Source organism: Streptomyces sp. NPDC050147 (genome assembly GCF_040660195.1).
Classification (GTDB): Bacteria; Actinomycetota; Actinomycetes; order Streptomycetales; family Streptomycetaceae; genus Streptomyces.
The window spans coordinates 19,797-43,883 of the sequence record NZ_JBFALJ010000004.1 but is presented as its reverse complement, the minus strand read 5'-3'; the positions used below and the strand labels follow the sequence as shown (position 1 = coordinate 43,883).

Below are 24,087 nucleotides of genomic sequence, written 5' to 3'. Positions count from 1 at the left end.
GCGCAGCCAGGGATGAACCCGCCATGCTGACGGAGTGACACTGAATCCGGCCACTGCGGCGATCATCGGCACGACCCTGGGAGCGATCGCCTCCATCTCCGGCGCCTTGCTCACCCAGCACGCGACGAACAGGCGCGAGCGCGAGAACCGCGTCTGGTCGCGGCGCATGGCCGTCTACGAAGACGCCATGATCACCGTCCACCGGCTGGCCGAACTGCGCTCGGAGCTGAGCAGGACCGGGACCTGGCCGGACGGCACCGGCGCCGCGGTGACCGACAGTCATGCCCTCGCGGCCCGGCTCGAGATCTACGCCACGACCGAGGTTCTCGACGCGCACTTGGACACGTTCACGGCGATGCGGGCGTGGATGCACGCGTGGGAGGAGTGGGACAACCAGGAAGAGGGACATCCCCGGGTGTCCCAATCCGACGGGCTGTGGCGGGAATTCATCCGGTGCGTCGATGCGTCGGTGGAGTCGGACCGCCAGTTCTGGATCATTCTGCGAAAGGAGGTACGCGGGAGTAAAGGAGAAACGCGCCTGCCGTGACCAGCGCGGCCACGGGGCGCCCCTTCCTTGGCGCGCGCCCCTGAAGGGGCCTCCACAACTCCCGCCCCGGCAAAGATACTTGTGTAGTCACTCCCGATCCGGAGCCCTCCGCGGCTACCATTGCATATTCCACGCGCAATGGCGCGATTCGTTCTGGGGATCGGACGGGGGGACGAACCCATGACGCACCCCAAGCACTTGATCCAGATATTCCGGGGAAACCGCCGCATCGCATCCGGTGTACGGCTGACGAAGTACTTCGCCCTGACCGTGGCGCACCGCCTGGGGGACGACCGGGAGCAGCGTCAGCGGCCGGTCATCGTCCGGCTTCCGGGCGGAAGGCGTCTGGAAGGCGAGGTCGCGGACTGCGACCTCCTGACCGACATGGCACTCGTAAAGATCATTTTCCGCAAGGGTGAGAGCGTGCCGCTGCCCGGCGTCGACTTCGACGAGGCACGGCCGGGCGAATCGTGGACGGCTGCCCACCGGACGCCGGGAAATGGCGTGGTGCTGCGGGGAACCGTGAGCGACGTGTCGGTCATCTATCAGAGCACGCGCGACAACCAAGCCGTCAACTGCCATCGGCTCCGGCACGACGGTTCGTGCGGCAACGTACAGAAGTACGCGGGCAGCCCCGTCGACCGGGAGCACCAGGACCCGGACCGCCCGTCGGTCGTGCTCGGCCTCCTCGTCGCCCGGCCCACCGCCACGACCGCTCCGGCGGACACGCTCTTCGCCGGGGTGATCAAAGAGGCGGTGCGCCGGTTCGACTCCTTCAGGTTTCGTCCCGAGCCCTCCCGGCCGCTGTCCGAGTCCGAACGGATCTACACGGTCGTTCAGGACCCGCAGGCGGAGGCGGCGGCCCGCAAGGACGAGACGGTCCGGGCCGGCCTGCAGCGGGCCGGCGTGTCCAGCTACGTGAACCTGCGCTGGAACCACCGGCCGTGAAGACCACGCCGCGCACGGCGGCCCGCCTCCTGGAGGGGACATGACGACGATCGCCCACATAGGTGAGGCGCTGACCGCGGCCGAGGACGCACTCGAAGCGCAGGGCAGTGCCCGCGTGGACCTGAAGGAGTCGCTCGCCGGCTACGTGAAACGCCTCACCAGCCGGGAAGCCTCGCTGGCGCCGCTGCGGACCACCGCCCGGCAGCACATCACCCTCGCACAGCTCCTTCTCGCGCTCGGGATGACCGAGCGTTCTTTCTCCGTGGCCGATGTGGCCCTGCGGCACATGGAGATCGCCGAGGTGGACAGGGAGGTCTTCGCGCCCGACACCTGGAACGAACTGGGCTCGCTGCTCGCGGAGCACGATGATCTCGACCGGGCCCGCATGGTCCTGAACTACGCCCTGAACAGGGCGCAGCGCAGGGCGGCTCCCGAGCACGCCAGGATTCTCGCCAACCTGAGCGCGGTGAGCCTGCGGGCCGGGCACCTGGAGGGCGCCTCGCTGTGGGCGCAGAAGGCGGTCACCGTACTGGGGCAGTCCTACGGCGGCGACCCGGAGGCGCGGCTGACCGCCGACTGGGTGCGTGTCGAGGTGGCGTCGATCCGGCGGGACACGACAGAGCTGAAGCTGGCCATCGACGAGTTCGCCGCGTCCGTCGACTGGTTCATCACCAGCCTGACCGACGACGACGACCCCAAGGCCATCGCCGCCCGGTCCGCGCTGGCGCAGGCGCGGTTCCAGCTGGCCAGGGCCACGCAGAACGACGAGCGGGCCGAGGACGAGCTCGGCGAGCTGGAGATCGCCCATCTGCGGGCGGTCGCGCTGCTCGGCGCCGACCACCAACAGACGCTGATCGCCCAGGCCGCCCTCGCCACGGCGGAGTACGACGCCGCCGACGGCGCCCTGCTCAGCGCGGAGCGCAAGCAGCAGGCCGTGGCCATGCTGGACTCGGCCACCGCCAGGGCCGCCCGGACCCTGGGGCGTGACCATTCCCAGACCATCGCGCTGCGTGCGGCGCTCGCGAACATACGGAGCGAGTCGGCTCCGCCCGACGAACTCCCTTACGACATCGACCATGTCTACACACCTCAGGAGAGCACCACTCGCAACAAGGCCAAGGGCGACGCGATCCGGCGCGAACGCAACATGATCAGGCTGATCGCGCACGCGGGTGCGTCGTTCTTCCTGAAGGACCTGAAGCGCTTCCACCCACAGGTGGTCCACGCCCTGAACCAGGGCAGCAACTTCTACGCCATCATCAGCAGCCCCTGGAACTCCCTCGCCATGTTCACCAAACACGACGCGACGGCCGAGCGGCCCAATTCCCACAACATCGTCGACATCGTCGCGGCAAGCGATTACTACGACAAGACGTTCCTTCCGGTCATCGACTCCTACCGCACGCTCGCACAGACGTACCCCGGCCAGATCGAGTTGCGCCTCACCCATATAGACATACCTGGTTCGACGCTTCTCACGACGCACAAGGGTTTCTTCGAGCCCTACATCACGTCCAATCCCGAGCGCAGGACCCGACGCAAATTCAATGTGTTCGAGGTGGAGTTCCACAAGGACAGCAGGTATTACACGGACAGCGGCTACGAATTCGGGATCCAATGGGAACTGGCCAGCCCTCTTGACCAGTTCGAGGCGAACGAGGAACAGCACAAGAAGGCTCTGCGGGACGCCGTGCGCGCGCAGGCCGACGACCGCCTGATCAAGGCGCCGGGGTTACCGCGGACCGTCACGGGAGATGGAGAGCCCCGCCCCTGACGCTGCGCAGCACCCCCGCCGAGCCCACGAACAGCGCGTCGGGCAGCTCGTCGAGGTGCCAGAACTCCCAGCCCAGGCAGCGCTCGGGCTCCAGGACCCGGGGCTCTCCGGCGAAGTGGAGGATCTCCACCCCCACCTGCATGTGGTGATTGGCCGCCGGGTCGGGATCGGTGACGCAGGCGACCCGCGTATCGATCGCACGCAGGCCCGTCTCCTCCGCCAGCTCACGGCAGGCGGCGCCGACCAGGGACTCGCCCACTTCGAGATGCCCGCCGGGCAGTCCCCAGGTGCCGCCACCGAAGGTGTTGGCCCGCAGACCGAGCAGCACACGCCCGCCCGCGCGGACGATCGCCTGGACCCCTACGCGTACCTGTGCTGTCATCGCGGGCTCCTCACGCGTCCGGGTAGGTGCCGGTGAAGTTGTCGATGTTCCTGGCTCCCTCGACCGGCGGGGACAGCTCGCCGAAGCTCTCCGCGAGCCGCTCGAAGAAGTTCCCGATCCTGCGCTCCCCGCCTTCGTCGACGACGACGACCTCGCAGTCCGGGTCGACGAAGAAGTAGCTTCCCGTGCGGGTCCTGTTGCGATAGACGCGCAGCGTGACGCCGCGTTCCTCGGCCGCGGCCTCGCAGCGGTGGACGACGTACTCGAACTCGTCGTCCCCGAGGGCGAGCCAATCCCTGTTGTCGGCGCCGTAGTTGGTCTCCGACATCTGGTAGACCTTCCACACGTCGGGCAGGCAGTGATCGTCGATGAGGCTCAGTACGTCGGGCGCGCCCCCGACGTTCAGCCGGGTGACAACGGTGCCGAGCTTCACCTGGACGTGCCGGTGGTTCTTGCGGACCTCCTTGAGCAGGGCGAGCATCTTGTCGCGGTGTGGCGCGACGCCGGTGCGCAGCGCCCGGTGCTCGTCCGCGTCGGCGGACTCCAGTGGCAGCGCGATCCAGGAGAGGCTGGGCAGAACCCGTTCCATCGTGCGCAGCGGAGCGAGCCCGTTGGTGCTCAGGACGACCCGTGGTGCGCTGCCGTCCTCGCTGGGCTCGCACAATGCCGCCGCGAGCTCGTCGAGATAGGAGAGCAAGGTCGGCTCACCCCCGGAGATGACGACGCCGCGCACACCCCCGTCCCTCAGCGCTGCCGCGACCTTGAGCGCGACGCCCCGGGACATGGAGGGGACTTCGTGCCTGGGACCGAAGCAGAAGGGGCAGCTGAGGTTGCACCTTCCGATGGGTCGCATATCGACGAAGGCGGGGATTTGCATGGAGGGACAGTAGCGATTTTCGAGGCAGGCGTTACCGAGAATCGCCCGGACGGTACGCCGACGAACACTTGCCCGCAGCGGGCGCCCGCCAATCCGCCACGGTGGCCGCCTCAGGGAGGCAGGTGGAGTGGAGGGTGTGATTCCGGCCAGTTTCGCCCGTGAAAGCCGCTCTGATCTGGCTTGTCTTGCCGTGGACCAAGTAGATGCCCCAGGCATCCAATGGGAGAGGTAAAAGGATCCCCTCCGTTTGTGAGGTCAGTCCATGACGGAATCCATCGCGTCCGAACCCATCCCCTTCCCCCAGGACCGCACCTGCCCCTACCACCCCCCGGAGTCCTACGACCCGCTCCGCGAGGCCCGGCCGCTGTCGCGGGTCCGCCTCTTCGACGGACGTTCCGTCTGGGTGGTCACCGGTCAGGGGACAGCACGTGACCTGCTCGTCGACCCGCGTCTTTCCACCGACCGCGAGAACGAGGCCTTCCCCGCACCGACCGAGCGCTTCGCGAACGTACGCAACCGCCGTATCGCCCTGCTCGGCGTGGACGACCCCGTGCACAACGCGCAGCGGCGCATGCTGATCCCGAGCTTCTCGGTCAAGCGGATCGCCGCGCTGCGCCCCCGTATCCAGGAGACGGTCGACGGGCTTCTCGACGCCATGGAGAGGCGGGGGTCACCGGCCGAGCTGGTCACCGCCTTCGCGCTGCCGGTTCCGTCCATGGTGATCTGCGCGCTGCTCGGTGTGCCCTACGCCGACCACGAGTTCTTCGAGGAGCAGTCGCGGCGCCTGCTGCGCGGTCCCCGCGCCGAGGACACCGAGCGGGCCCGTGACGAACTGGACGCCTACTTCCACGCGTTGATCGATCGCAAGCGGCGTGAACCGGATGACGGACTTCTCGACGAACTCATCCACCGGCAGCTCGTGGAGGGTGCGCTCGACTCCGAAGAGCTTGTCAGTCTGGCGACGATCCTGCTGGTCGCGGGGCACGAGACCACCGCGAACATGATCTCCCTGGGGACGTTCACCCTCCTCCAGCACCCCGAGCAACTCGCCGAACTGCGGGCCGACGAGGCGCTGATGCCCGCGGCCGTCGAGGAGTTGCTGCGCTTCCTGTCCATCGCGGACGGGTTGCTGCGGGTGGCCAAGGAGGACATCGACGTCGCCGGCAGCACCATTCGCGCGGCCGACGGCGTCATCTTCTCCACCTCCCTCATCAACCGTGACAGCACGGTCCACGAGGCCCCGGAGGAACTGGACTTCCACCGCGCCGACCGCCACCACCTCGCCTTCGGCTTCGGCATCCATCAGTGCCTGGGCCAGAACCTCGCCCGCGCCGAGATCGACATCGCCCTGCGGACGCTCTTCGAGCGGATGCCGGGGCTGCGCCTCGCGGTGCCCGCGCGGGAGATCCCTTTCAAGCCGGGCGACACCATCCAGGGGATGCTCGAACTCCCCGTCAGCTGGTAGGAGTCGAGTGTGCGCGTCAAGGTAGACACGGAGCGGTGCGTGGGCGCGGGGATGTGCGCGCTCACCGCTCCGAGCGTCTTCACCCAGGACGACGACGGCTTCAGCGAGGTGCTCCCCGGCCGCGAGGACGGCGGCGGCGACCCCCTCGTACGTGAGGCCGTGCGGGCCTGCCCGGTGCGGGCCGTCACCGTCGAGGACTGACGGCCCGCGACGGGCAGGGGCGGCAGGTCAGCCGCGCAACGTCACCGTGAGGCTCCGTCCGTACGCGTGGTGGGTGTCGACGTCGATCCTGGTCCCGCCCCGGGCCCGGCTCACGCGCACCCCCTCGTCGGCCTTCACCTGCCGCAGGGAGCGCCCCCGCAGCAGCACGCTGATCCTGTCGCGGTCCATCGTCGGATCGGACACCGCCACGGTGCTCGTGCCGCGCCGCTCGCGCTTCACGAGCACCGAGGCGGGGCCGTCGACCCGGAGCCCGGCGACCTCGTGGCGGCCCGCGGTGAAGCTGTTCGCGGCGGTCAGACCGAGGCCCGCGTGGCTGACGGCCTGCAGCCGCACCGTGTTCGCGAGGACCTTCAGCGGCTGCCCGGACCGGTACGACCTCAGCCCGGTCTCCCCCGCGTTCGGCACCAGGGCGTAGGCCAGCGAGGCGGGAGGCGCCCCGGCCGCCCCGTCCACCGTCACGCCGAAGACCGTGCGCGTCACCGCGGTGTCGGGGTTGGCGGTGCGCACGATCCGGCGGCTTCGCGTGACCTCGTCCAGGGCGACGCGCACCTTCGGGGTGTCCAGGAAGAGGTAACCGACGGAGGTGCGCCGCGTGGCGTTGGCGTACCGCAGCCACCGGAGGTCCCCCGTGCCCGTCCCGGTCCACGGGCGGCCGTCACGCAGCTCTCCCGTGACGGAGACCCGGTCGTCCGGCACGGCCGTCCGGGCGTCGATCGTCGTCGTCACCGCCCGCCCGGCGCGGTCACCCACCCCGGCGGCGAGGACCACGATCTCCTCGTCGAGCAGGAACCACGACTTCGTCGCCGTGGCGTTGCGGTACACGACGAAGTCCTCCGGCAGCGACTCCCGTTCCCGGAAGGCGACATCGTCGGACTGCACCGCCCCCGCCGCGCCGTACGCCCCGAGGACGGCGCCCCCGGAGTACTGGTTGGTGCCACGCGGGAAGTAGACGTACTTGTTCTGCGACTCGGAGGAGGAAGTGAAGTTCAGGGGGTGACCCGGGTTGTCGTAGTACGGCTTCCCGTAGAGGTCGGGGACGGTCCGGCGCCGCTCGACGGGCGCGGTGACCCCGGCGAGGCCGTACGGCGAGACCGTGGTGAAGTAGTCGACCCCGTACGCCTGCGTCTGGTCCTGCCCGGAGAGGTAGAGGTAGTACGCGCCGTCGCCCTGGAACCACGGCATGAGGTTCTCGCCGCTCATGTACTCGTACTTGCTGATCCGGTCGGAGCTGCGTGCCAGCGCGAACGCGTAGCCGGGTCTGCGGTGGACGGTCTTGTCCATGGCGTTGAACGCGACGCTGCGGGAGGCGGAGTTGAGGTCCGCGGCGGGCAGTGCGGCGTCGCCGATGATGTCGGCGTAGCGCACGATGCTGACGGGCGAGACGAATCCCGCCGGGTCGAGGGCGGCGCGCGAGGTGGCCCGGATGTGTTTCACATAGCTCTTCAGGGCGGTGGCGTCGGCGCCGGTCGACAGGGAGGAAAGGTCGACCACGGCCTCCACGACGACCGCGACGTCGGTGTAGCCGCCGTCCGGTCGCGAGACCGCGCGCCCCTTCACGATCTCCATCATCCAGCCCTCGAAGATGAGCGGCGCGAAGCCGTCGCGCACCCATCTGCGGACGGTCGGCACCAGCTCCTCGCCGTGCGCGAAGCCCGTGCCGTCGAGGATCTTGAGCGTCTGCACGACTCGGGTGAGCAGGGCCTTCCCGTACGAGCCGGTGTACGCGACGGAGGCGTGCTGTATGAACGAACCGTCGGCGTAGTGGCCGTCCGTCACCCCGTGGTCGAGGTGGTAGGGGTCGACGGTGACGAAGACCGTCAGCTGGTCGACCAGGGCCTTGCGGACGCGAGCCTCGCCGCTCGCGCCGAGGAGCGCGCCCTGGAGGATCCGGTTCGTGGTGATGTCGGCGAGGTTGGCACCGGTGTGGAACCGCGAGTCGAGGTTCACGTCGCCGTCGGTGCCGTTGCGGAGGTAGGCGTCCATCGAGGTGACGTAGGTGCCGATGAGTTCGGGCCGGTAGGTCCGCACCGCGTCGGCGAGGAGTACGAGGGTCTTGCTGACGTGCTGGGAGATGCCGATCTCCCAGTTGAACCAGTTGCCGTAGTAGCCCTTGGCCTGGTCTCCGTAGTGGCGCTCGTGCAGCCACACGAGGCCGTCGATGACGCGGTGCTGCACGGCGGTGTTGCCGTAGAGGTCCGAGGGTGCGGTGGGGTTCGGCGCGCGGGTCGCGAGGGCGATCTCGTACAGACGTTTGTAGGCCGTGTTGAGATGAGCGTCGTCGGTGCCGAGTACCAGGCCGGCGAAGAGCTCGCCCTCGCCCGCGTCGTCCATCGCCTTCAGGTTCGTCCGCGCGGCCTTGTCGATCGCGGTGAGCTTGGCGGCCGTCTCGGGGCGCGCGTTGGATTCGGCGGTCCCGGCGAAGACGTCCACGGTGTTGGCCAGCAGTCGCGCGTTGTCCGCCGCGACCTCGGCGGCGGTCGCCGGGAGCGTGGGGATCACCGCCAGGAGACCGGTGGCCGAGAGGGCGGACAGCAGGCGTCTGCGGGTGATCTCCATGGCTTCCTCCGCCGGTACGTTGGCGTTCTGGGGGATCTGGCGTGCTGCCGGGCGGAGTCAAGCAGATGCCCCGACCGGCGACAAGGGTGTTGCCGTTCCGCGCCGCTACGCCGGGTGACCACTCACCGGATAGGCTCAGTGCATGCCGTCCGAGCAGCACGCCCCCGAGGGTTACGCCGTCGTCGCCATCGCGGCGTCGGCCGGTGGCGTCCAGGCTCTGATCAGACTTCTCGGGGGGTTCGACGCCGACCTGCCCGTGCCGGTGCTCCTGGTCCAGCATCTCGATCCCAGGCACCGGACGGCCCTGCCGCAGGTTCTCACCCACCGTACGAAGCTCACGATCAAGCTGGCTGAGGACCGGGACCGCATCCAGCCGGGGATCGTCTATCTGGCGCCGCCCGGCCGGCACCTCCTGGTGAAGTCGAACGGCACGATGGTCCTGTCGGACAGCGAGGTCGTGCACTTCGTCCGCCCCTCGGCCGATCTTCTCTTCGAGTCGGTGGCCGAGGCCTATGGACCCCGGGCGATCGCGTGCGTCCTCACCGGCACCGGTGTGGACGGGGCGAGGGGGGTGGCCGCGATCAAGGCCCACGGAGGCACCGTGCTGGTCGAGGACCCGAAGACGGCCCAGTTCGCGGGCATGCCCACGGCGGCGGTGAAGTCGGGAGCCGCCGACCACGTGCTACCCCTGGAAGAAATCGCCGCGGCCCTCCGCGGACTCGTCGAGAGCAAGAGGCAGTGATGAGCGAGCCGTCCGGTCGCGGTGACGGGACCGAGAAGAGCGCCGGTGAAGACCAGTCGCCGGAGCCCACGACGGAGCGGACGCCGGAGCCGACGACAGGCCGAAGGCCCCAGCACACGGCTGAGCGGGCGACCAGGCAGGTGCCCGCGAAGAGGCCCGGGCGCCCAGGCGACGCGGTCGTCGACGAGGGGCTCGAGGATCTGCTCGGATTCATCCGCGACGCCCGCGGCTTCGACTTCACCGGCTACAAGCGGTCCACCCTCGGCCGCCGCATCCGCAAGCGCATGAACGACATCGGCGTGCACGGCTACGCGGACTACCGCGATCTTCTGGAGGCCGACACGCAGGAGTTCCGCGCGCTGTTCAACACGATCCTGATCAACGTCACCTCGGTGTTCCGCGACCCCGACGCCTGGGAGCTCATCCAGCGTGAGGTGCTGCCCCAGCTGCTCACGGACGCGGAGCCCGATGGCGAGATCCGGGTATGGAGCGCCGGCTGCTCCAGCGGCGAGGAGGCGTACTCTCTAGCGATCATGTTCGCGGAGGCCCTCGGCGTCGAGGAGAGCCTGGACCGCGTGAAGATCTACGCGACGGACGTGGACGAGGAGGCGCTGCGCGACGCCCGAGCCGGCCGCTACCCCGCGAAAGCCCTCGAAGCGCTCGATACCGAGCTGCGCGACAAGTACTTCGAGCGGCACGACACCCACTACGTCTTCCGCCCCGATCTGCGCCGCCGAGTGATCTTCGGCCGGCACGACATCACACGCGACGCGCCGATCTCCCGTCTCGACCTGCTCGTCTGCCGCAACACGCTCATGTACTTCAACGTCGAGGCACAGTCTCATGTCGTCGACCGCTTCCACTTCGCGCTGCGCGAGCACGGCTACCTCTTCCTCGGCAAGGCCGAGATGCTTCTGGGCGACAGCGACCGCTTCGAGGCGGTCAACATCCGCCAGCGGGTGTTCCGTCGCAGGCCCGGTACCACCACCTCGCCCCATCCCCCCGCCCCCCTCAAGATGAGGCCGACTGTCGGTGCCGAGGCCCAGGCCCTCACGCGGACGCGTCATCTGAGCGAGCTGATCCTCGACGCCTCGCAGGGCGCCTGCGTCGCCCTGGACCAGGACGGCATCGTCGTGGTGATCAACAATGAGGCCCGCACCCAGTTCGGGCTCTCGGTCCACGACGTGGGCCGCCCTTTCCAGGATTTGGAGCTTTCCTACCAGCCCACGGAACTCCGCTCGCTGATCGACCGGTCCACCTACGAGCGCAGGCCGCTTCGGGTCAACGCCGCCGAACGGCGCGTGGGCAACGAGGTGCGGTACTTCGACATCGTCGTGCAGCCGATCTCCGACGGCCGCGGCGTTCCGGTGGCCACCAACGTCCTGTTCACCGACGTCACGGAGATCACGCAACTGCAGGACGAAGTCAAGCGCGTACGCGCGGACTTGCAGGCGGCTTACGAGGAACTCCAGTCCACGAACGAGGAGTTGGAGACCACCAACGAAGAACTCCAGTCGAGCATCGAGGAACTGGAGACGACCAACGAAGAACTCCAGTCCACCAACGAGGAACTGGAGACCACCAACGAAGAACTCCAGTCGGGCAACGAAGAGCTCGAGACCATGAACGACGAGCTGCGGCTGCGCTCCACGGACCTGGACGAGACGCGGGCCTTCCTGGAAGGCGTGGTGAGCAGTATCGCGGCGGGTGTGGTGGTCCTCTCCGGCGACATGCGCGTCCGAAGCTGGAACCGCGGCGCGGTCGAGCTGTGGGGGCTGCGTGGGGACGAGGTGCTCGGCACCGACTTCTTCTCCCTCGACTTCGGGCTGCCCACCGGCACACTGCGTGAGCTCATCCCGGAGTGCGTCGCGTCGGGAAAGCGGTCGGGCCCCGTGGTGATCCCCGCCGTGAACCGCATCGGCCGGCACATCGAGTGTTCCGTCATCTGCTCCCCGTTCGACGCGCACAGCGGGGGCGTGGTCCTTCTGATGGAAGACATCAAGGCAGGACGCGGCAACTGACCCCGCGCGTCGTATTCTTGTGGACATGAGCGCCATGGAAGGCAGTTCGCGAGAAGCGGGCGGCCAGGGCGACATCGCCTGGGGGCGTGCCGTCCGGGCGAGGGAACGCGCGGCCCGGGAAACGGCGACAGCCGAGCGGTACGACCGTTTGTACGCGGAGAACGGCCTCCCGTTCCACGCGGAGGCGGCGCAGCGACACCACGCGACGGTCAAGAGGCACCTCACCACCGCCCGGCTCCAGGAGAGCTACGCGCGCAAGATGTGGGCGTGGGCGGCGAAGCGGCCGACGCCCAAGCCTCCGCCCCCGGACGAGCACCGCCCCTTGTTCATGGCCGGGGTGGCCGAGGCCTGCGGGACGCGCAGCGCGGCGCTCACCCTCGTCGGGGAGGACCTGGGCCAGCTCGCCGTCGCCGCGTCCGACCATCGCGCACGCGGTGCCCAGGACCTGGAGTACGTCCTGAACTCGGGGCCCGGACTCGACGCCGTCGGGAGCCGCCGCAGCGTGTCCGCGTCCGGCGCCGTCCTTGAGCGGCGCTGGCCGGGGTACGGATCGGGCCTCGCCGACCTCGGTCTGAGTACGGTCGCCGCGCTGCCGCTGAAGGCGGCCGGCAACTGCGTCGGGGCGCTCATCCTCTTCGATCCCGCCTCGCAGCCGACCCGGTCGGACACGTTCGACACCGTCGCCCGTGCTCTCCTGAACGGCGTACTGCTCGGCCCCGACGGAGACCTCGACCTGTACGGGGGTGCCGACATCCGGGCCGTGGTCCACCAAGCGGCGGGCGCGCTGTCCGCGCAGGCCGGCCGCTCGCTCCCGGATTGCCTCGCACTCATCAAGGCCCGTGCGTTCGCGCACGGCGAGTCTCCCGAAGCGGTCGCCCGGCGCTTTCTGTCCGGGTCGATGGAGCTCTAGCCGCCCTGACCCGGCTCAGCCGTGCCGCGTCCCGCCGCGTGCGGCGATGTGCGGCGGGACCGGGATGCCGGGCGGGAGCAGAGGGTCGGGGACCGGGGTTCCCCAACTGGCCGTCAGGGGAAGGTTCCCGGCCCAGACGCCGAGCTCGGCGTCGGGCCCGTCGCCGTCGTCCGGTGGTCCCACGCTCGTCTTGACCGACGCCTCCTCCAGGGAGAGGGCGAGCAGTGTCGTCGCGGCGAGTTCCTTGCGGTTGGGGCGCCTGGCGTGGTCCCACTGGCCCGGGGCCGCGTGCTCGGTGAGCAGGCGCAGGCCCGTCAGTTTCTCGTCCGGGTCGGTGACTTCACGCGGGACGCCGTAGATCATCGCGCTGCGGTAGTTGACGCCGTGCTCGAAGACCGAGCGGGCCAGGATCAGGCCGTCGACGTGGGTGACGGTGACGCAGATCTCGGCGGCCGGGTCGACGGCCAGGCTGCGGCTGGCGACCGAGCCGTGCAGGTACAGCCGGGTGTCGTCGCGTCCGTAGACGGTGGGGACCACCATCGGGTGGCCGTCGACCACAACGCCCAGATGACAGACGAATCCCGCGTCGAGGATGGCCTCCAGGTCGGCGCGGTCCAGGCTGCCCTGGTCGCGCAGACGGCTGTGGCGGGTGCGGCCGGTCTGCGGGAGGGTGCCGGGCAGGTGCGAGGGCGACGGCACGTGCGGCTTGCCGGGCACGTGCGGCTTGCTGGGTTGCTGGCTGGTGGTCACGCCTCCGCAAGCTACCGATACCGCGACCCAAATGCCATACCTCAACGAATAACGTCCGGGTAGTCGGCACCGAACAACGAAATCCGCAATCCGCACGCCTTTTGTCCAACTCGGCCTCCGAGAATCCAACAACCCCCGCCGCGTGGCTGTTGTGACGCCTCGCCTCCCGGCTGTCTGATGGAAGCCATGGAGCTCCCCTATTTCGAGGACGTGTCCCCCGGCACCGGCAGCCTCCCGCCCCGCGCGTGGTATGCGAAGTCGGACGCCATCTCCCTTTCACTGAACGGCAGTTGGCGCTTCCAGCTCTCTCCGTCCGCCGCCGGCGCCGACGACTCCTTCGCCTCGCAGGGCTACGACGCCGAGGCCTGGGACATCGTGGCGGTGCCGGGCCACTGGGTGCTGCAGGGTCACGGCGCACCTGTCTACACGAACATGGTCTATCCCTTCCCGGTCGATCCGCCCCGCGTGCCCACCGAGAACCCGACCGGCGACCACCTGCGCACCTTCGACCTGCCGGACAACTGGCCGCAGACCGGCGACGGCACACTGCGCTTCGACGGCGTCGAGTCCTGCGCCCGCGTCTGGCTGAACGGCACGGAGCTCGGCGAGTTCAAGGGTTCCCGGCTTCCGCACGAGTTCTCCGTCGGCCACCTCCTGAAGCCGTCGGGCAACGTCCTCGCGGTCCGCGTGCACCAGTGGTCGTCCGGTTCCTACCTGGAGGACCAGGACCAGTGGTGGCTGCCGGGCATCTTCCGGGACGTGACCCTCCTTCACCGCCCCGAGGGCTGCGTGCTCGACTTCTTCACGCACGCCTCGTACGACCATCGCGCGGGGACGGGGACCCTGCGGGTCGACTCGGGGATCGAGGGCCGGGTCACCGTGCCTGAGCTGGGCGTCGATGTCGCCACGGGCGAGTCCGTGACGGTGGCCGTCGAGCCGTGGACCGCCGAGACGCCGCGCCTGTACGACGGGGTCCTGGCCACGGCGGGCGAGCGCGTCCCGCTACGGATCGGCTTCCGCACGGTCGCCGTCGAGGACGGCGTCATCAAGGTCAACGGGCGGCGCATCCTGTTCCGTGGCGTGAACCGGCACGAGTTCCACCCGGAGACCGGCCGCGCGCTCGACCTCGAAACGATGCGCACGGACGTCCTGCTGATGAAGCAGCACAACATCAACGCGGTCCGCACCAGCCACTATCCGCCGCACCCCGCCTTCCTCGACCTCTGCGACGAGCTGGGCCTGTGGGTCATCGACGAGTGCGACCTGGAGACCCACGGCTTCACCGAACAGGGCTGGCGCGGCAACCCCGTCGACGACGACCGCTGGACGCCCGCCCTCCTGGACCGCGCGGCCCGCATGGTCGAGCGCGACAAGAACCACGCCTCGGTGATCATCTGGTCCCTCGGCAACGAGTGCGGGACGGGCCGCGGCCTGACCGCCATGGCCCGCTGGATCCGCGCCCGGGACGCGGACCGCCTCATCCACTACGAGGGTGACCCGTCCTGTGCGGACACCGACATGTACTCGCGCATGTACGCCGACCATGCCGAGGTCGAGCGTATCGGCCACCGGGCGGACGCCGATGGGCCCGAGGCTCGGCGCCAACTCCCGTTCATCCTCTGCGAGTACGGGCACGCGATGGGCAACGGCCCCGGTGGCCTGAGCGAGTACCAGGAGCTGTTCGACGCGCACGAGCGCAATCAGGGCGGTTTCATCTGGGAGTGGATCGACCACGGCCTGGGGCACCCGGAGTTCGGTTACGCCTACGGCGGCGACTTCGGCGAGGAGTTGCACGACGGGAACTTCGTCTGCGACGGCCTCGTCTTCCCCGACCGGCAGCCTTCGCCGGGGCTCGACGCGTACATGCGGGTCATCCAGCCCGTGCGTTTCGCGTACGACGAGGACGCGGGCACGGTCACGGTCACCAATCTGCACGACTTCGCGGACCTGTCCCAGCTGACTTTCGAGTGGTCGTACGTCCGCGACGACGAAGAGCTGCCCGCAGTCGGCGAGCTGGCCGTCCCGCCGGACCTCGGCCCCGGCGAGTCCGTCGAACTGAAGCTGCCGGACGCGCCGCCCGCGAGCCGTGACGCGGAGACCTTCCTGCACGTCACGGCCTCGGTGGACGTCGAGACGAACGGGACGAAGCTGGACCACGTCGTCGCGCGGACCGGGTTCGCCGTCACTCCACGCCCCGCGATCCGCCCCGCCACCGGCGCACGCCTCTCGCGCGGCGATGACTCCCTCGGGCTCGGCCCCGGCACCTTCGACGCCCGCACGGGCGAACTGCGCGCCCTGCACGACATCCCCCTGTCCAGCGCCCCGCGCCTGGACGTCTGGCGGGCCCCCACCGACAACGACAACGGGGCTGCCTGGCAGGGCGGGCAGCGCAACGGCCTCGTCTGGCGCGAGCTCGGTCTGCACCGGATGCAACACCGCCTGGACGACCTTGAGTTGACGGACGACTCGCTCACGATCCGCACCCGCGTGGCGCCCGCCGCGCGCGACATCGGTCTGCGCACCGTCTACCGCTGGACGTCGGACGGCACCCGGCTGCGCCTCACCGTCCTGGTCACGCCCGAGGGCGAGTGGACGGTGCCGCTGCCCCGGCTCGGCATCCGGCTCGGTCTGCCCGCCGCGTACGGGTACGCGCACTGGTTCGGCGGCAGCGGCGAGGCGTATCCGGACACGGCGGCGGCGTCCGACATCGGCCGTCACTCCACGCCGGTCGACCGGATGCAGACGCCGTACGTACGCCCCCAGGAGAACGGCGCACGGGCGGACGTCCGTTGGGCCGAGCTGCGTGCGGGCTTCACCGGCGACGGGCTGCGAGTGGTCGGCGAGCCCACCTTCTGGTTCACCGCGCGTCGCTGGACCACCGAGCAGCTCGACGCGGCCACGCACCGCACGGATCTCACCCCCGGCGACACCGTCTGGGTCCACCTCGACCACGGGCAGCACGGCATCGGCTCGCAGTCGTGCGGCCCCGGGGTTCTGCCGCGACACGTGCTCCATGCCGCCCCGGCGGAGTTCGCGTTCACCTTCTCGCACCGGCAGGACGGCTAGGCCCTAGGAGTGGCGCGTCGTCCGTTTTCTTCAAGACGGCAGGAGGGCGGCTGCCTACGCTGCGAAGCATGAACACGAACATCACACCCCGCTTCGACCTGGTCGGCATCGTCGTCTCCGACATGGCCGCGACACTCGCCTTCTACCGCCGCCTCGGCCTGGAGTTTCCCGAGGGTTCCGAGGACCAGCCGCATGTCGAGGCGGCGCTCCCCGGCGGTCTGCGCCTCGCGTTCGACACAGAGAAGACCATCAGCTCCTTCGTCGAGAACTGGGAGCCGCCGCAGAGCTCGGGCCGCATCGGGCTCGCGTTCCACTGTGAGACCCCCGAGGGCGTCGACGCGGCGTACGCGGAGCTGGTCGGCGCCGGGTATCACGGTGAGCTCAAGCCGTGGGACGCCTTCTGGGGCCAGCGGTACGCCTCTGTCCTCGACCCGGACGGGAACGGCGTCGACCTGTTCGCGCCGCTGGCTACTCCGTCCGGACCGGCCGCGGGCTGAGCAGCCGGCTCAGCGGGACCCCCGTCAACTCCTTGACGTCACGCGCCAGATGGGCCTGGTCGGCGAAGCCAGCGACGGCCGCGGTCTCCGCGTACGCCAGGCCTCCTCTGGCCAGGGCGAGCGCGCGCTGCAGCCGCAGGACGCGGGCCAGCGTCTTGGGTCCGTAGCCGAAAGCGGCCAGCGAACGCCGGTGCAGGAGGCGGGCATTGACGCCCGCCTCCTCGGCGGTCGACGCGATGCTCCGCCCCGCGTCCAGGGACTTGACGACGTGCGCGAGCAGCGGGTCCGGCGGCGGGCTTCCGTCCGCGCGTGCCAGAGCGGCGGACTCCAGGACGGCGGCCGGATCGCGGGCCGCGTCCATGCGCTCGGTCAGCCGCCGTGCCTCGGCGGACGGCCACACGTCGGCGAGGTCGACGCGCCGGTCACGGAGTTCGTGCGCGGGCACGCCGAGGAAGGCGGGGGCGGTGCCGGGGTAGAAGCGGATGCCCACGTACCGTGCGGCGCCGTGCGACTCGGGGCGGTACGCGCGTGTGTCGGGGCCCGCGACCAGGAGCCTGCCGCCGGTCCACAGCAGGTCCATGCAGCCGTCGGGCAGGACGGGGTACACGGGGCCGGTCTCGACGCCTCCGGCACGGGTCCACAGGACCGCGCCGGTGACCCGGGACGGCCGCTCCGCGTACGTGACGGGCTCGAACGACACGCTTCAAGGTTACGCCGCTCGGGCGCTACGCGGCCCGCGAGCGGTGCTCCTGCGGGCTGACCCCGTACACCCGCTTGAAGGCGCTGGACAGTGCGAACGCGCTGCCGTACCCGACGCGGCGGGCGATCGCGGCGATCGTCTGCTCGCTGTCGCGCAGCAGGTCGGCGGCGAGCGCGAGGCGCCAGCCCGTCAGGTACGCCATCGGCGGCTCGCCGACGAGCTCGGTGAACCGCCGGGCGAGCGCGGCCCGCGAGACCCCCGCCTTGGCGGCGAGCGCGGCGATCGTCCACGGATGTGCGGGGTCGTCCTGGAGCAGCCGGATCGCCTGGCCGACGACCGGGTCCCCCATCGCCCGGTACCAGGCGGGGGCCTCCGCCTCCGGCCTGGAGAACCAGGCTCGCAGCGAGGCGATCATCAGCAGGTCGAGCAGCCGGTCCAGCACGACGTCCTGCCCCGGCTCGTCCTTGGTGATCTCGTCGGAGAGCAGCGGGGTGAGCGGGCAGTCCCACACCTCGACGGGCAGGACCAGGAGCGGAGGCAGCGCGTCGAGCAGCCGCCCGGTGATCTCTCCGCGCGCCTGATAGGTGCCGATCAGCATCTCGGCGGCGCCGTCGGACGTCTGGCCCCAGGTGCGCCGGCCGAGGTCCTGATACCGGTCGGCCGGAGTGTCGCCGAGAGGCACGCAGCGTTCGCCGGGCCGGATCTCGACGTGCGCTTTCCTCGTCCGGTCGTCCGCGACGGTGTAGTGGCCGGGGCCGCGGGCGACGGCGACGTCTCCGGGGCGGATCAGCTGCGGTTCGCCGTCGTCGGGCACGATCCAGGCGGTGTCACGCACCATGACCATGATCGAGAGGGGTGCCTCGTCCGCGATGCGGACGGACCAGGGCGGGTCGAAGCACGCGCGGATCATGAAGGCTCCTCGCGCGCGGGGGCCTTCCAGCAAGCCTGCGAGTACGTCCATGCGGGAAGCGTAGACGTACGCGTATGGGGGTGAGTCCCTGACGGATGGCTCCTGGTGGCGCGGGACAGTTCACTGAAGTCATGACAGAGAACGCGTTGAACACGCAGAGCACGCAGAGCACGCAGAGCACGCAGAACACTCAGCACCCCCAGGACATGACGGTGTTGGTCACGGGCGCCACCGGCAAGACCGGGCGCCGGGTCGCGGAGGCCGCCGAAGCGGCGGGGTACACGGTGCGGGCCGCCTCGCGGTCGGGGACCGTGCGGTTCGACTGGTACGACCCCTCGACGTGGGAGGACGCGCTGCGGGGCGCGGACGCCGCGTACCTCGCCTATATGCCGGACGTCGGCGCGCCCGGCGCGGGCGAGGCGGTGGGCGCGCTGGCCCGGCAGGCGGTGGCGCTCGGTGTGCGGCGGCTCGTGCTGCTGTCCGCGCGGGGCGAGGACCAGGCGGAGCCGGCCGAGCGGGCGGTGCGGGAGTCCGGGGCCGAGTGGACGATCGTACGGGCGAGTTGGTTCGCCCAGAACCTCAGCGAGGGACATCTGGTGGACGGCATGCGGGCCGGGGAGCTGGTGTTCCCGGCCGGGGAGGTGCTCGAACCGTTCATCGACTCGCGGGACATCGCCGATGTGGTGGTGGCGGTGCTGCGCCCCGACTCGGGTTACGCGGGACGGGTGGTGGAGATTTCGGGGCCGCGCCTCATGTCGTTCCGTGAGGCGGTGGCCGAGATATCGGCGGCCTCGGGGCGGGAGATCCGGTATGTCCCGGTCTCGGCGCGGGAGTACGGGGGCGCGCTGGCGGAGTTCGGGGTCCCGGCGGAGGAGACGGAGTTCCTGATCGAGCTGTTCGAGACGAATCTGGACGGCCGCAACGCGCATCTCTCCGACGGGGTGCGGGAGGTCCTGGGGCGGGCCCCTCGTGACTTCGCTGATTTCGCCCGGGAGCAGGCGGAGGCGGGCGCCTGGAAGGCGTGAGTTTCCCGCGGGCCGCTCTGGCGCGGGGGCCTTGCGCACCGTCATCACCGGCGTCGCCGAGTTCGTCCGCAACGCCGGACGGGCTGATCAGTTCAGCCCGTCCGGCGTTTGAGGACGTCTTGTACGGGGTCTGGGGCAGAGCCCCAGCCAGGGGAAACGTCAGTCCTGGTCAGGCGGCGGGTCCGCGTTGCCGCCGTTCTTCTTGACATGCGTCCGCAGCCGTGAGGAGACATCGTCCGGCGGCAGGAAGCGGGACCACCGCTCCGGGAACTCCGACGGCATGTCGGGGTCGTCCGGGTCCGCGGAAGCCTCCCGCGCGGCGGCGGCGCGAGCCACCATCTCCACGGCCCGCGCCTCCCGGATGCGGTCGTTGGCCGCTCGCGCGGCCGCCGTGGCGACGGAGGGCCACACCCGGTCGATCGCGGCGTTCACCGCCGCCCCCACAAGGACCGCGAACGCCGACACGCCGATCCACAGGAGGACGGCCACCGGCGCCGCCAACGAACCGTAGATCGTGGGCCCTTCGACCGTGCTCGTGAGGTAGATCCGGAGCAGGAAGCTGCCGAGGACCCACATCCCCAGGGCGATGAGCGCGCCCGGCATGTCCTCCACCCAGGGCGAGCGCACCGGCACCGACACGTGGTAGAGCGTCGTCAGGAACACCACCGAAAGCAGCGTCACCACCGGCCAGTACAGGATCTGCACCACCGTCGTGGAGCCGGGCACCAGCTTCACCACCGCGTCGGGGCCCGCCACCATCAGCGGCAGCGCCACCGAACCGATCAGCAGCGCCACGATGAACAGGCCGAACGCCAGGAGGCGGGTCTTGACGATGCCGCGCGCGCCGTCCAGGCCGTACATCACCGTGATCGTGTCGATGAAGACGTTCACCGCACGCGAGCCCGACCACAGGGCGAAGACGAAACCGATCGAGATGACGTCGGGCCTGCCGACCCGCATGACGTCCTCCAGTATCGGCTGCGCGATCTGGCTGACGCCCTTGTCGGAGAGGACCGTGCGGGACGCCTCGAGGATGTTGTTCTCGACGCTGGCGATCGTGTTCGCGCCGGTCCACCGGTCCACGTACGCGAGCAGGCCGATCAGGCTCAGCAGCAGCGGTGGCACCGAAAGGAGCGTGAAGAACGCCGCCTCGGCGGCGAGACCCAGGATGCGGTATTCCACGCACGAGTTGACCGTGTCCTTGAGCAGCAGCCAGGCGGTCCTGCGCTTGGAGACGTTGCTGTAGAGAGCGCGGGCCCGGTTCCAGCGGCCCGACGGCCTCCCGGGTGTTTCATTTGCCTGGTGCACCTCCTTACCGTAGCGGCATGGCAGCCACCACCCACACAGTGACCAACCAGGCTCCGCCCCTGGTGGGATATGACGTTTTTACGTCCGACCGCGCGCTCGCAGAAGGAGTCGAACGGCATCTCGACCCCGCCCTTCTCGCCACGGCACGCGAGCAACTCTCCGAACTGGGGCGCACCGCGGGCTCGGCGCAGGCGCGCGATTGGGGGTTTTTGGCCAATGAGAATCCACCCGTTCTGCACACCCATGACCGCTATGGAAACCGCATCGACGAAGTCGCCTTCCATCCCTCGTGGCACCGGCTGCTCGGCAAGGCGGTCTCGTCGGGTCTGACCACCGCCTGGTCGCGGCCGGGCGGCCATCTGCGGCGCGCGGCCGGGTTCCTGGTGTGGTCGCAGGTCGAGGCGGGGCACGGCTGCCCGGTCTCGATGACGCACGCGGCCGTACCGGCGCTGCGGGCCGATCCCGCGCTCGCCGCCGTGTGGGAACCCCGGCTCACCTCTCTCGTCTACGACGAAGGTCTGCGGCCCGCCTCCCAGAAGGCCGGAGCCCTCTTCGGGATGGGCATGACGGAGAAACAGGGCGGCAGTGACGTGCGCGCGAACACGACGCGGGCGCGTGCCCTCGCGGAAGAGGGCGCCTATGAACTCACGGGGCACAAGTGGTTCTGTTCCGCACCCATGTCCGATGCCTTTCTCGTACTCGGGCAGACCGACGCGGGACTCACGTGTTTCCTCGTGCCGCGGGTCCTCGAAGACGGCACGAGGAACGCCTTCGCCATTCAGCGCCTGAAGGACAAACTGGGCAACAAGTCGAATGCCTCCAGCGAGGTGGAGTTCGACGGGACGTGGGGGCGCCGGGTCGGGGAAGAGGGGCGCGGGGTGCGCACCATCATCGAGATGGTGGCGGCCACGCGGCTCGACTGCGTCGTGGGCTCGGCGGCGCTCATGCGGCAGGCCGTCGCGCAGGCCGTGCACCACGCGACGTACCGCGAGGCGTTCGGCGGCAAGCTCATCGACAAGCCACTCATGCGCAACGTCCTTGCGGACCTCGCCCTGGAGTCGGAGGCCGCCACGACGCTCGCGCTGCGCCTCGCGGCGGCGTACGACGACGGGAGCGAGCAGGAGCGGGCGTTCCTGCGCATCGCGGTGCCGGCCGCGAAGTACTGGGTGACCAAGCGCTGCACGCCGCTCGTGGTGGAGGCCCTCGAGGTGCTCGGCGGCAACGGCTACGTCGAGGAGTCGGGGATGCCGCGGCTGCTCCGCGAGTCGCCGCTCAACTCCATCTGGGAGGGCTCGGGGAACGTACAGGCGCTTGATGTGCTGCGTGCGTTGCAGCGGGAGCCGCTGGCCCTGAACGCCTTCCTCCAGGAGGTCGGCCTCGCGCGCGGCGCCGATCACCGCCTGGACGGCGCGATCAAGGGGCTGCTCACCGAACTGGCCGACCTGGAGGGCGCCGAGGCGCGGGCGCGACGGCTCGTGGAGCGGATGGCTCTGGTGCTCCAGGGTTCGCTGCTCGTGCGGTACGCGCCGCCGGAGGTGGCCGACGCGTTCTGTGCCTCACGGCTCGGCGGGGACTGGGGCTCGGCGTTCGGGACGCTGCCGCACAGTCTCGATCTGGCCGCCGTGGTGGAGCGGGCGGCTCCCCGCGACAACTAGGGCCCTGGGCGAGGCGACCGGAGGGAGTTGCGGGGGTGGTGCTGCGCCGACACGGCACCACCCCCGCTCCCGAGCCCCGTTCAGGAGCCTCAACGCCGCGTGAACGGCGTTGGACATCAGCTTCGATCTCCGCACGGCCGTTCGCGAGAGTTGCAGACGGTTGCAAGCCGACAGTTCATTACTGAACCAATACCCTTGCGGACGCCGAAGGAGCACGATGGGTGGGTGCCCCCGACGCACTGGCTCTGCTCGGGAAGGACCGGTCATGAACGCGACTTCGACGATCAATCTCGCGGGGATCTCCGCCATGGACTGTGCTCAGGCCGCACGTGTGCTCGCCGGTGTCCGCCAAGCGGCGCTCGCCGGACAGCGGCCGCGTGTGCTGCCGCGTCCGGTGATCGAGGAGTCCTGGGAGCGCATGAAGCTCAGCGGGGTCGATCCCGACCGCGATGTCCGCTCCCGGCTGCTCAGCGTCGAGGAGCTCGAGGAGCGCAGGCGCGCGTCGCCGCTGGCGGAGATCATGCCGGTACTGCGGGACGCGCTGGTCACGGTGGCGGACGCGGCGCACCACATCATGGTCGTCTGTGACGCGGAGGGCCGGGTGCTGTGGCGCGAGGGCAACGCCCCGGTGCTGCGCAAGGCGGACTCGCTCGGCTTTGAACCGGGGGCGGACTGGAACGAGAGCGTCGTCGGCACGAACGGCATAGGGACACCGCTCGTCGTCCGCCGTCCCGTGCAGGTGTTCTCCGCCGAGCACTTCGTGGAGACGCATCACGCGTGGACGTGTACGGGCGCGCCCATCACCGACCCCCGTGACGGCCGCCTCCTCGGCGTGGTCGACATCAGCGGGCCCCTGAACACGATGCATCCGGCGACGCTCGTCCTGGTCGACTCGGTGGCGAAACTCGCCGAGGCGCGGCTCCGGGAGACCCATGGGGCGGCGCTCGACCGGCTGCGCTCGGTGGCGGCGCCGATCCTCGCCCGCCTCGCGGGGCGCGCCGTCGCGGTGGACTTCCACGGGTGGACGGCGGCGGTCACGGGAATGCCGCCCACGGATCGGCTCTCCCTGCCCAAGGCCATGGCCGCGGGCCATATGTGGCTGCCCTCGCTCGGCGCCTGCGCGGTGGAGCCGCTGCCCGGCGGCTGGCTGCTGCGCGTCGAGGAGGACCCCCAGCCGCTCGGCGCGGCCCGCGTCATCCTGGACGTGAGCGCGGCGCGCCGCTGGTCGGTCACCGTCGAGGGCGGCGGAGCCGGCGGCTGGACGCGTGAGCTGACCCCGCGGCACGCCGAGTTGCTCTTCCTCCTGACCAGTCACCGCAAGGGCCGCAGCGCTGCGGGGCTGGCCGAGGACATGTTCGGCGACCCTGCCCGCACGGTCACGGTCCGCGCCGAGATCTCCCGGGTCCGGCGGTACTTGGGCGGCCTCCTGGCCCACCGCCCTTACCGCTTCCCCGAGGACGTGGACGTGGAGGTGATCCTGCCCGAGCACCCGGCCAACCTGCTGCCGCATTCGACGGCGCCGGCGGTGCGCGCGGCGCGGAGGGTTCCGGAACCTTGAGTGCCGCTGCCCTGCGCCCACCCATGACGCGTGCCGCCGCCTCACCGCCGTCGGGCGGTGCGCCACGGTCGCGAGCAGCCTTACGTACACCTCCGCGTCCCGGGCCGCCCGCCCCACGAACAGCCCGTCGACACCGGTCAGCCGCAGCGGCCGGCCGCGTCGCCCTTTCACGCC

Annotated in this window: 20 protein-coding genes; 13 read left to right on the top strand and 7 right to left on the bottom strand. The window is 70.2% G+C overall.

Annotated features, from left to right (window positions below):
* The first annotated feature begins 34 nt into the window (after window positions 1-34).
* The 3 genes from AB0I94_RS08890 to AB0I94_RS08880 all read left to right on the top strand — a co-directional run bounded on the left by AB0I94_RS08890 (window position 35) and on the right by AB0I94_RS08880 (window position 3,269).
* On the top strand, window positions 35-547 hold the full coding sequence (locus AB0I94_RS08890; protein ID WP_363308772.1) for a hypothetical protein: 513 nt from the start codon (window positions 35-37) through the stop codon (window positions 545-547).
* 180 nt (window positions 548-727) lie between these two features.
* Window positions 728-1,495: a hypothetical protein gene (locus AB0I94_RS08885; protein WP_363308771.1), complete on the top strand. Its 768-nt coding sequence runs from the start codon at window positions 728-730 to the stop codon at window positions 1,493-1,495.
* A 40-nt stretch (window positions 1,496-1,535) separates the two neighbouring features.
* Window positions 1,536-3,269, top strand: coding sequence for a hypothetical protein (locus AB0I94_RS08880; RefSeq protein WP_363308770.1), 1,734 nt, complete (start codon window positions 1,536-1,538; stop codon window positions 3,267-3,269).
* Here AB0I94_RS08880 and AB0I94_RS08875 read toward each other — a convergent pair.
* Entirely contained in the window at window positions 3,241-3,651 is a 411-nt protein-coding gene (locus AB0I94_RS08875) for an NUDIX domain-containing protein (RefSeq protein WP_363308769.1), read from the bottom strand. The two genes, AB0I94_RS08880 and AB0I94_RS08875, sit on opposite strands and share 29 nt — an antisense overlap.
* 10 nt (window positions 3,652-3,661) lie before the next feature.
* Window positions 3,662-4,504, bottom strand: coding sequence for a radical SAM protein (locus AB0I94_RS08870; RefSeq protein ID WP_363309024.1), 843 nt, complete (start codon window positions 4,502-4,504; stop codon window positions 3,662-3,664).
* 286 nt (window positions 4,505-4,790) lie between these two features.
* On the opposite strand from AB0I94_RS08870, the gene AB0I94_RS08865 reads away from it, so the two are divergent.
* Both AB0I94_RS08865 and AB0I94_RS08860 read left to right on the top strand, forming a co-directional pair.
* Complete coding sequence (locus AB0I94_RS08865; protein WP_363308768.1) at window positions 4,791-5,993, top strand: cytochrome P450; 1,203 nt, start codon at window positions 4,791-4,793, stop codon at window positions 5,991-5,993.
* A 9-nt stretch (window positions 5,994-6,002) separates the two neighbouring features.
* Complete coding sequence (locus AB0I94_RS08860) at window positions 6,003-6,194, top strand: ferredoxin (RefSeq protein ID WP_363308767.1); 192 nt, start codon at window positions 6,003-6,005, stop codon at window positions 6,192-6,194.
* A gap of 27 nt (window positions 6,195-6,221) precedes the next feature.
* Here the strand turns inward: AB0I94_RS08860 and AB0I94_RS08855 are convergent, their stop codons facing one another.
* Window positions 6,222-8,771 (bottom strand): polysaccharide lyase family 8 super-sandwich domain-containing protein, encoded by a 2,550-nt coding sequence (locus AB0I94_RS08855; protein ID WP_363308766.1) that lies wholly within the window; start codon window positions 8,769-8,771, stop codon window positions 6,222-6,224.
* 142 nt (window positions 8,772-8,913) lie between these two features.
* Between AB0I94_RS08855 and AB0I94_RS08850 the strand changes: the two genes are divergently transcribed.
* Genes AB0I94_RS08850 through AB0I94_RS08840 form a run of 3 tightly spaced genes read left to right on the top strand, consistent with a single transcriptional unit; the run spans window position 8,914 to window position 12,444 of the window.
* On the top strand, window positions 8,914-9,513 hold the full coding sequence (locus tag AB0I94_RS08850) for a chemotaxis protein CheB (protein WP_363308765.1): 600 nt from the start codon (window positions 8,914-8,916) through the stop codon (window positions 9,511-9,513).
* The gene (locus tag AB0I94_RS08845) at window positions 9,513-11,534 is read left to right on the top strand and encodes a CheR family methyltransferase (RefSeq protein WP_363308764.1); all 2,022 of its coding nucleotides are present in this window, start codon (window positions 9,513-9,515) and stop codon (window positions 11,532-11,534) included. The genes AB0I94_RS08850 and AB0I94_RS08845 overlap by 1 nt, the downstream gene beginning before the upstream one ends.
* A gap of 25 nt (window positions 11,535-11,559) precedes the next feature.
* Entirely contained in the window at window positions 11,560-12,444 is an 885-nt protein-coding gene (locus AB0I94_RS08840) for a GAF domain-containing protein (protein ID WP_363308763.1), read from the top strand.
* A gap of 15 nt (window positions 12,445-12,459) precedes the next feature.
* On the opposite strand, the gene AB0I94_RS08835 is transcribed toward AB0I94_RS08840, so the two are convergent.
* A complete protein-coding gene (locus tag AB0I94_RS08835) occupies window positions 12,460-13,143 on the bottom strand; it encodes a pyridoxamine 5'-phosphate oxidase family protein (protein WP_363309023.1) in 684 nt (227 codons plus the stop codon).
* 237 nt (window positions 13,144-13,380) lie between these two features.
* Here AB0I94_RS08835 and AB0I94_RS08830 point away from each other — a divergent pair, with 237 nt between their 5' ends.
* Window positions 13,381-16,260, top strand: coding sequence for a glycoside hydrolase family 2 TIM barrel-domain containing protein (locus AB0I94_RS08830; protein ID WP_363308762.1), 2,880 nt, complete (start codon window positions 13,381-13,383; stop codon window positions 16,258-16,260).
* Window positions 16,261-16,328: 68 nt separating this feature from the next.
* Window positions 16,329-16,757, top strand: a complete 429-nt coding sequence (locus AB0I94_RS08825) for a VOC family protein (RefSeq protein WP_363308761.1) — start codon at window positions 16,329-16,331, stop codon at window positions 16,755-16,757.
* Here the strand turns inward: AB0I94_RS08825 and AB0I94_RS08820 are convergent.
* Together AB0I94_RS08820 and AB0I94_RS08815 are read right to left on the bottom strand one after the other, a co-directional pair.
* Entirely contained in the window at window positions 16,729-17,457 is a 729-nt protein-coding gene (locus AB0I94_RS08820; RefSeq protein WP_363308760.1) for a DUF6597 domain-containing transcriptional factor, read from the bottom strand. The two genes, AB0I94_RS08825 and AB0I94_RS08820, sit on opposite strands and share 29 nt — an antisense overlap.
* A gap of 25 nt (window positions 17,458-17,482) precedes the next feature.
* Window positions 17,483-18,418 (bottom strand): AraC family transcriptional regulator, encoded by a 936-nt coding sequence (locus tag AB0I94_RS08815; RefSeq protein WP_363308759.1) that lies wholly within the window; start codon window positions 18,416-18,418, stop codon window positions 17,483-17,485.
* A gap of 80 nt (window positions 18,419-18,498) precedes the next feature.
* Here AB0I94_RS08815 and AB0I94_RS08810 point away from each other — a divergent pair, with 80 nt between their 5' ends.
* Window positions 18,499-19,392: an NAD(P)H-binding protein gene (locus tag AB0I94_RS08810; RefSeq protein WP_363308758.1), complete on the top strand. Its 894-nt coding sequence runs from the start codon at window positions 18,499-18,501 to the stop codon at window positions 19,390-19,392.
* Between the two features lie 159 nt (window positions 19,393-19,551).
* On the opposite strand, the gene AB0I94_RS08805 is transcribed toward AB0I94_RS08810, so the two are convergent.
* Window positions 19,552-20,700: a YihY/virulence factor BrkB family protein gene (locus AB0I94_RS08805; RefSeq protein ID WP_363308757.1), complete on the bottom strand. Its 1,149-nt coding sequence runs from the start codon at window positions 20,698-20,700 to the stop codon at window positions 19,552-19,554.
* A 17-nt stretch (window positions 20,701-20,717) separates the two neighbouring features.
* On the opposite strand from AB0I94_RS08805, the gene AB0I94_RS08800 reads away from it, so the two are divergent.
* Both AB0I94_RS08800 and AB0I94_RS08795 read left to right on the top strand, forming a co-directional pair.
* Window positions 20,718-22,355, top strand: a complete 1,638-nt coding sequence (locus AB0I94_RS08800; RefSeq protein WP_363308756.1) for an acyl-CoA dehydrogenase family protein — start codon at window positions 20,718-20,720, stop codon at window positions 22,353-22,355.
* Between the two features lie 265 nt (window positions 22,356-22,620).
* Complete coding sequence (locus AB0I94_RS08795; protein ID WP_363308755.1) at window positions 22,621-23,913, top strand: GAF domain-containing protein; 1,293 nt, start codon at window positions 22,621-22,623, stop codon at window positions 23,911-23,913.
* Window positions 23,914-24,087 lie beyond the last annotated feature (174 nt).

Coding starts and splice junctions, on each gene's coding strand:
- AB0I94_RS08840 (WP_363308763.1), top strand. CDS start 11,560: ATGAGCGCCATGGAAGGCAGTTCGCGAGAAGCGGGCGGCCAGGGCGAC.
- AB0I94_RS08800 (WP_363308756.1), top strand. CDS start 20,718: ATGGCAGCCACCACCCACACAGTGACCAACCAGGCTCCGCCCCTGGTG.
- AB0I94_RS08850 (WP_363308765.1), top strand. CDS start 8,914: ATGCCGTCCGAGCAGCACGCCCCCGAGGGTTACGCCGTCGTCGCCATC.
- AB0I94_RS08845 (WP_363308764.1), top strand. CDS start 9,513: ATGAGCGAGCCGTCCGGTCGCGGTGACGGGACCGAGAAGAGCGCCGGT.
- AB0I94_RS08885 (WP_363308771.1), top strand. CDS start 728: ATGACGCACCCCAAGCACTTGATCCAGATATTCCGGGGAAACCGCCGC.
- AB0I94_RS08880 (WP_363308770.1), top strand. CDS start 1,536: ATGACGACGATCGCCCACATAGGTGAGGCGCTGACCGCGGCCGAGGAC.
- AB0I94_RS08870 (WP_363309024.1), bottom strand. CDS start 4,504: ATGCGACCCATCGGAAGGTGCAACCTCAGCTGCCCCTTCTGCTTCGGT.
- AB0I94_RS08810 (WP_363308758.1), top strand. CDS start 18,499: ATGACAGAGAACGCGTTGAACACGCAGAGCACGCAGAGCACGCAGAGC.
- AB0I94_RS08865 (WP_363308768.1), top strand. CDS start 4,791: ATGACGGAATCCATCGCGTCCGAACCCATCCCCTTCCCCCAGGACCGC.
- AB0I94_RS08855 (WP_363308766.1), bottom strand. CDS start 8,771: ATGGAGATCACCCGCAGACGCCTGCTGTCCGCCCTCTCGGCCACCGGT.
- AB0I94_RS08795 (WP_363308755.1), top strand. CDS start 22,621: ATGAACGCGACTTCGACGATCAATCTCGCGGGGATCTCCGCCATGGAC.
- AB0I94_RS08825 (WP_363308761.1), top strand. CDS start 16,329: ATGAACACGAACATCACACCCCGCTTCGACCTGGTCGGCATCGTCGTC.
- AB0I94_RS08875 (WP_363308769.1), bottom strand. CDS start 3,651: ATGACAGCACAGGTACGCGTAGGGGTCCAGGCGATCGTCCGCGCGGGC.
- AB0I94_RS08815 (WP_363308759.1), bottom strand. CDS start 18,418: ATGGACGTACTCGCAGGCTTGCTGGAAGGCCCCCGCGCGCGAGGAGCC.
- AB0I94_RS08830 (WP_363308762.1), top strand. CDS start 13,381: ATGGAGCTCCCCTATTTCGAGGACGTGTCCCCCGGCACCGGCAGCCTC.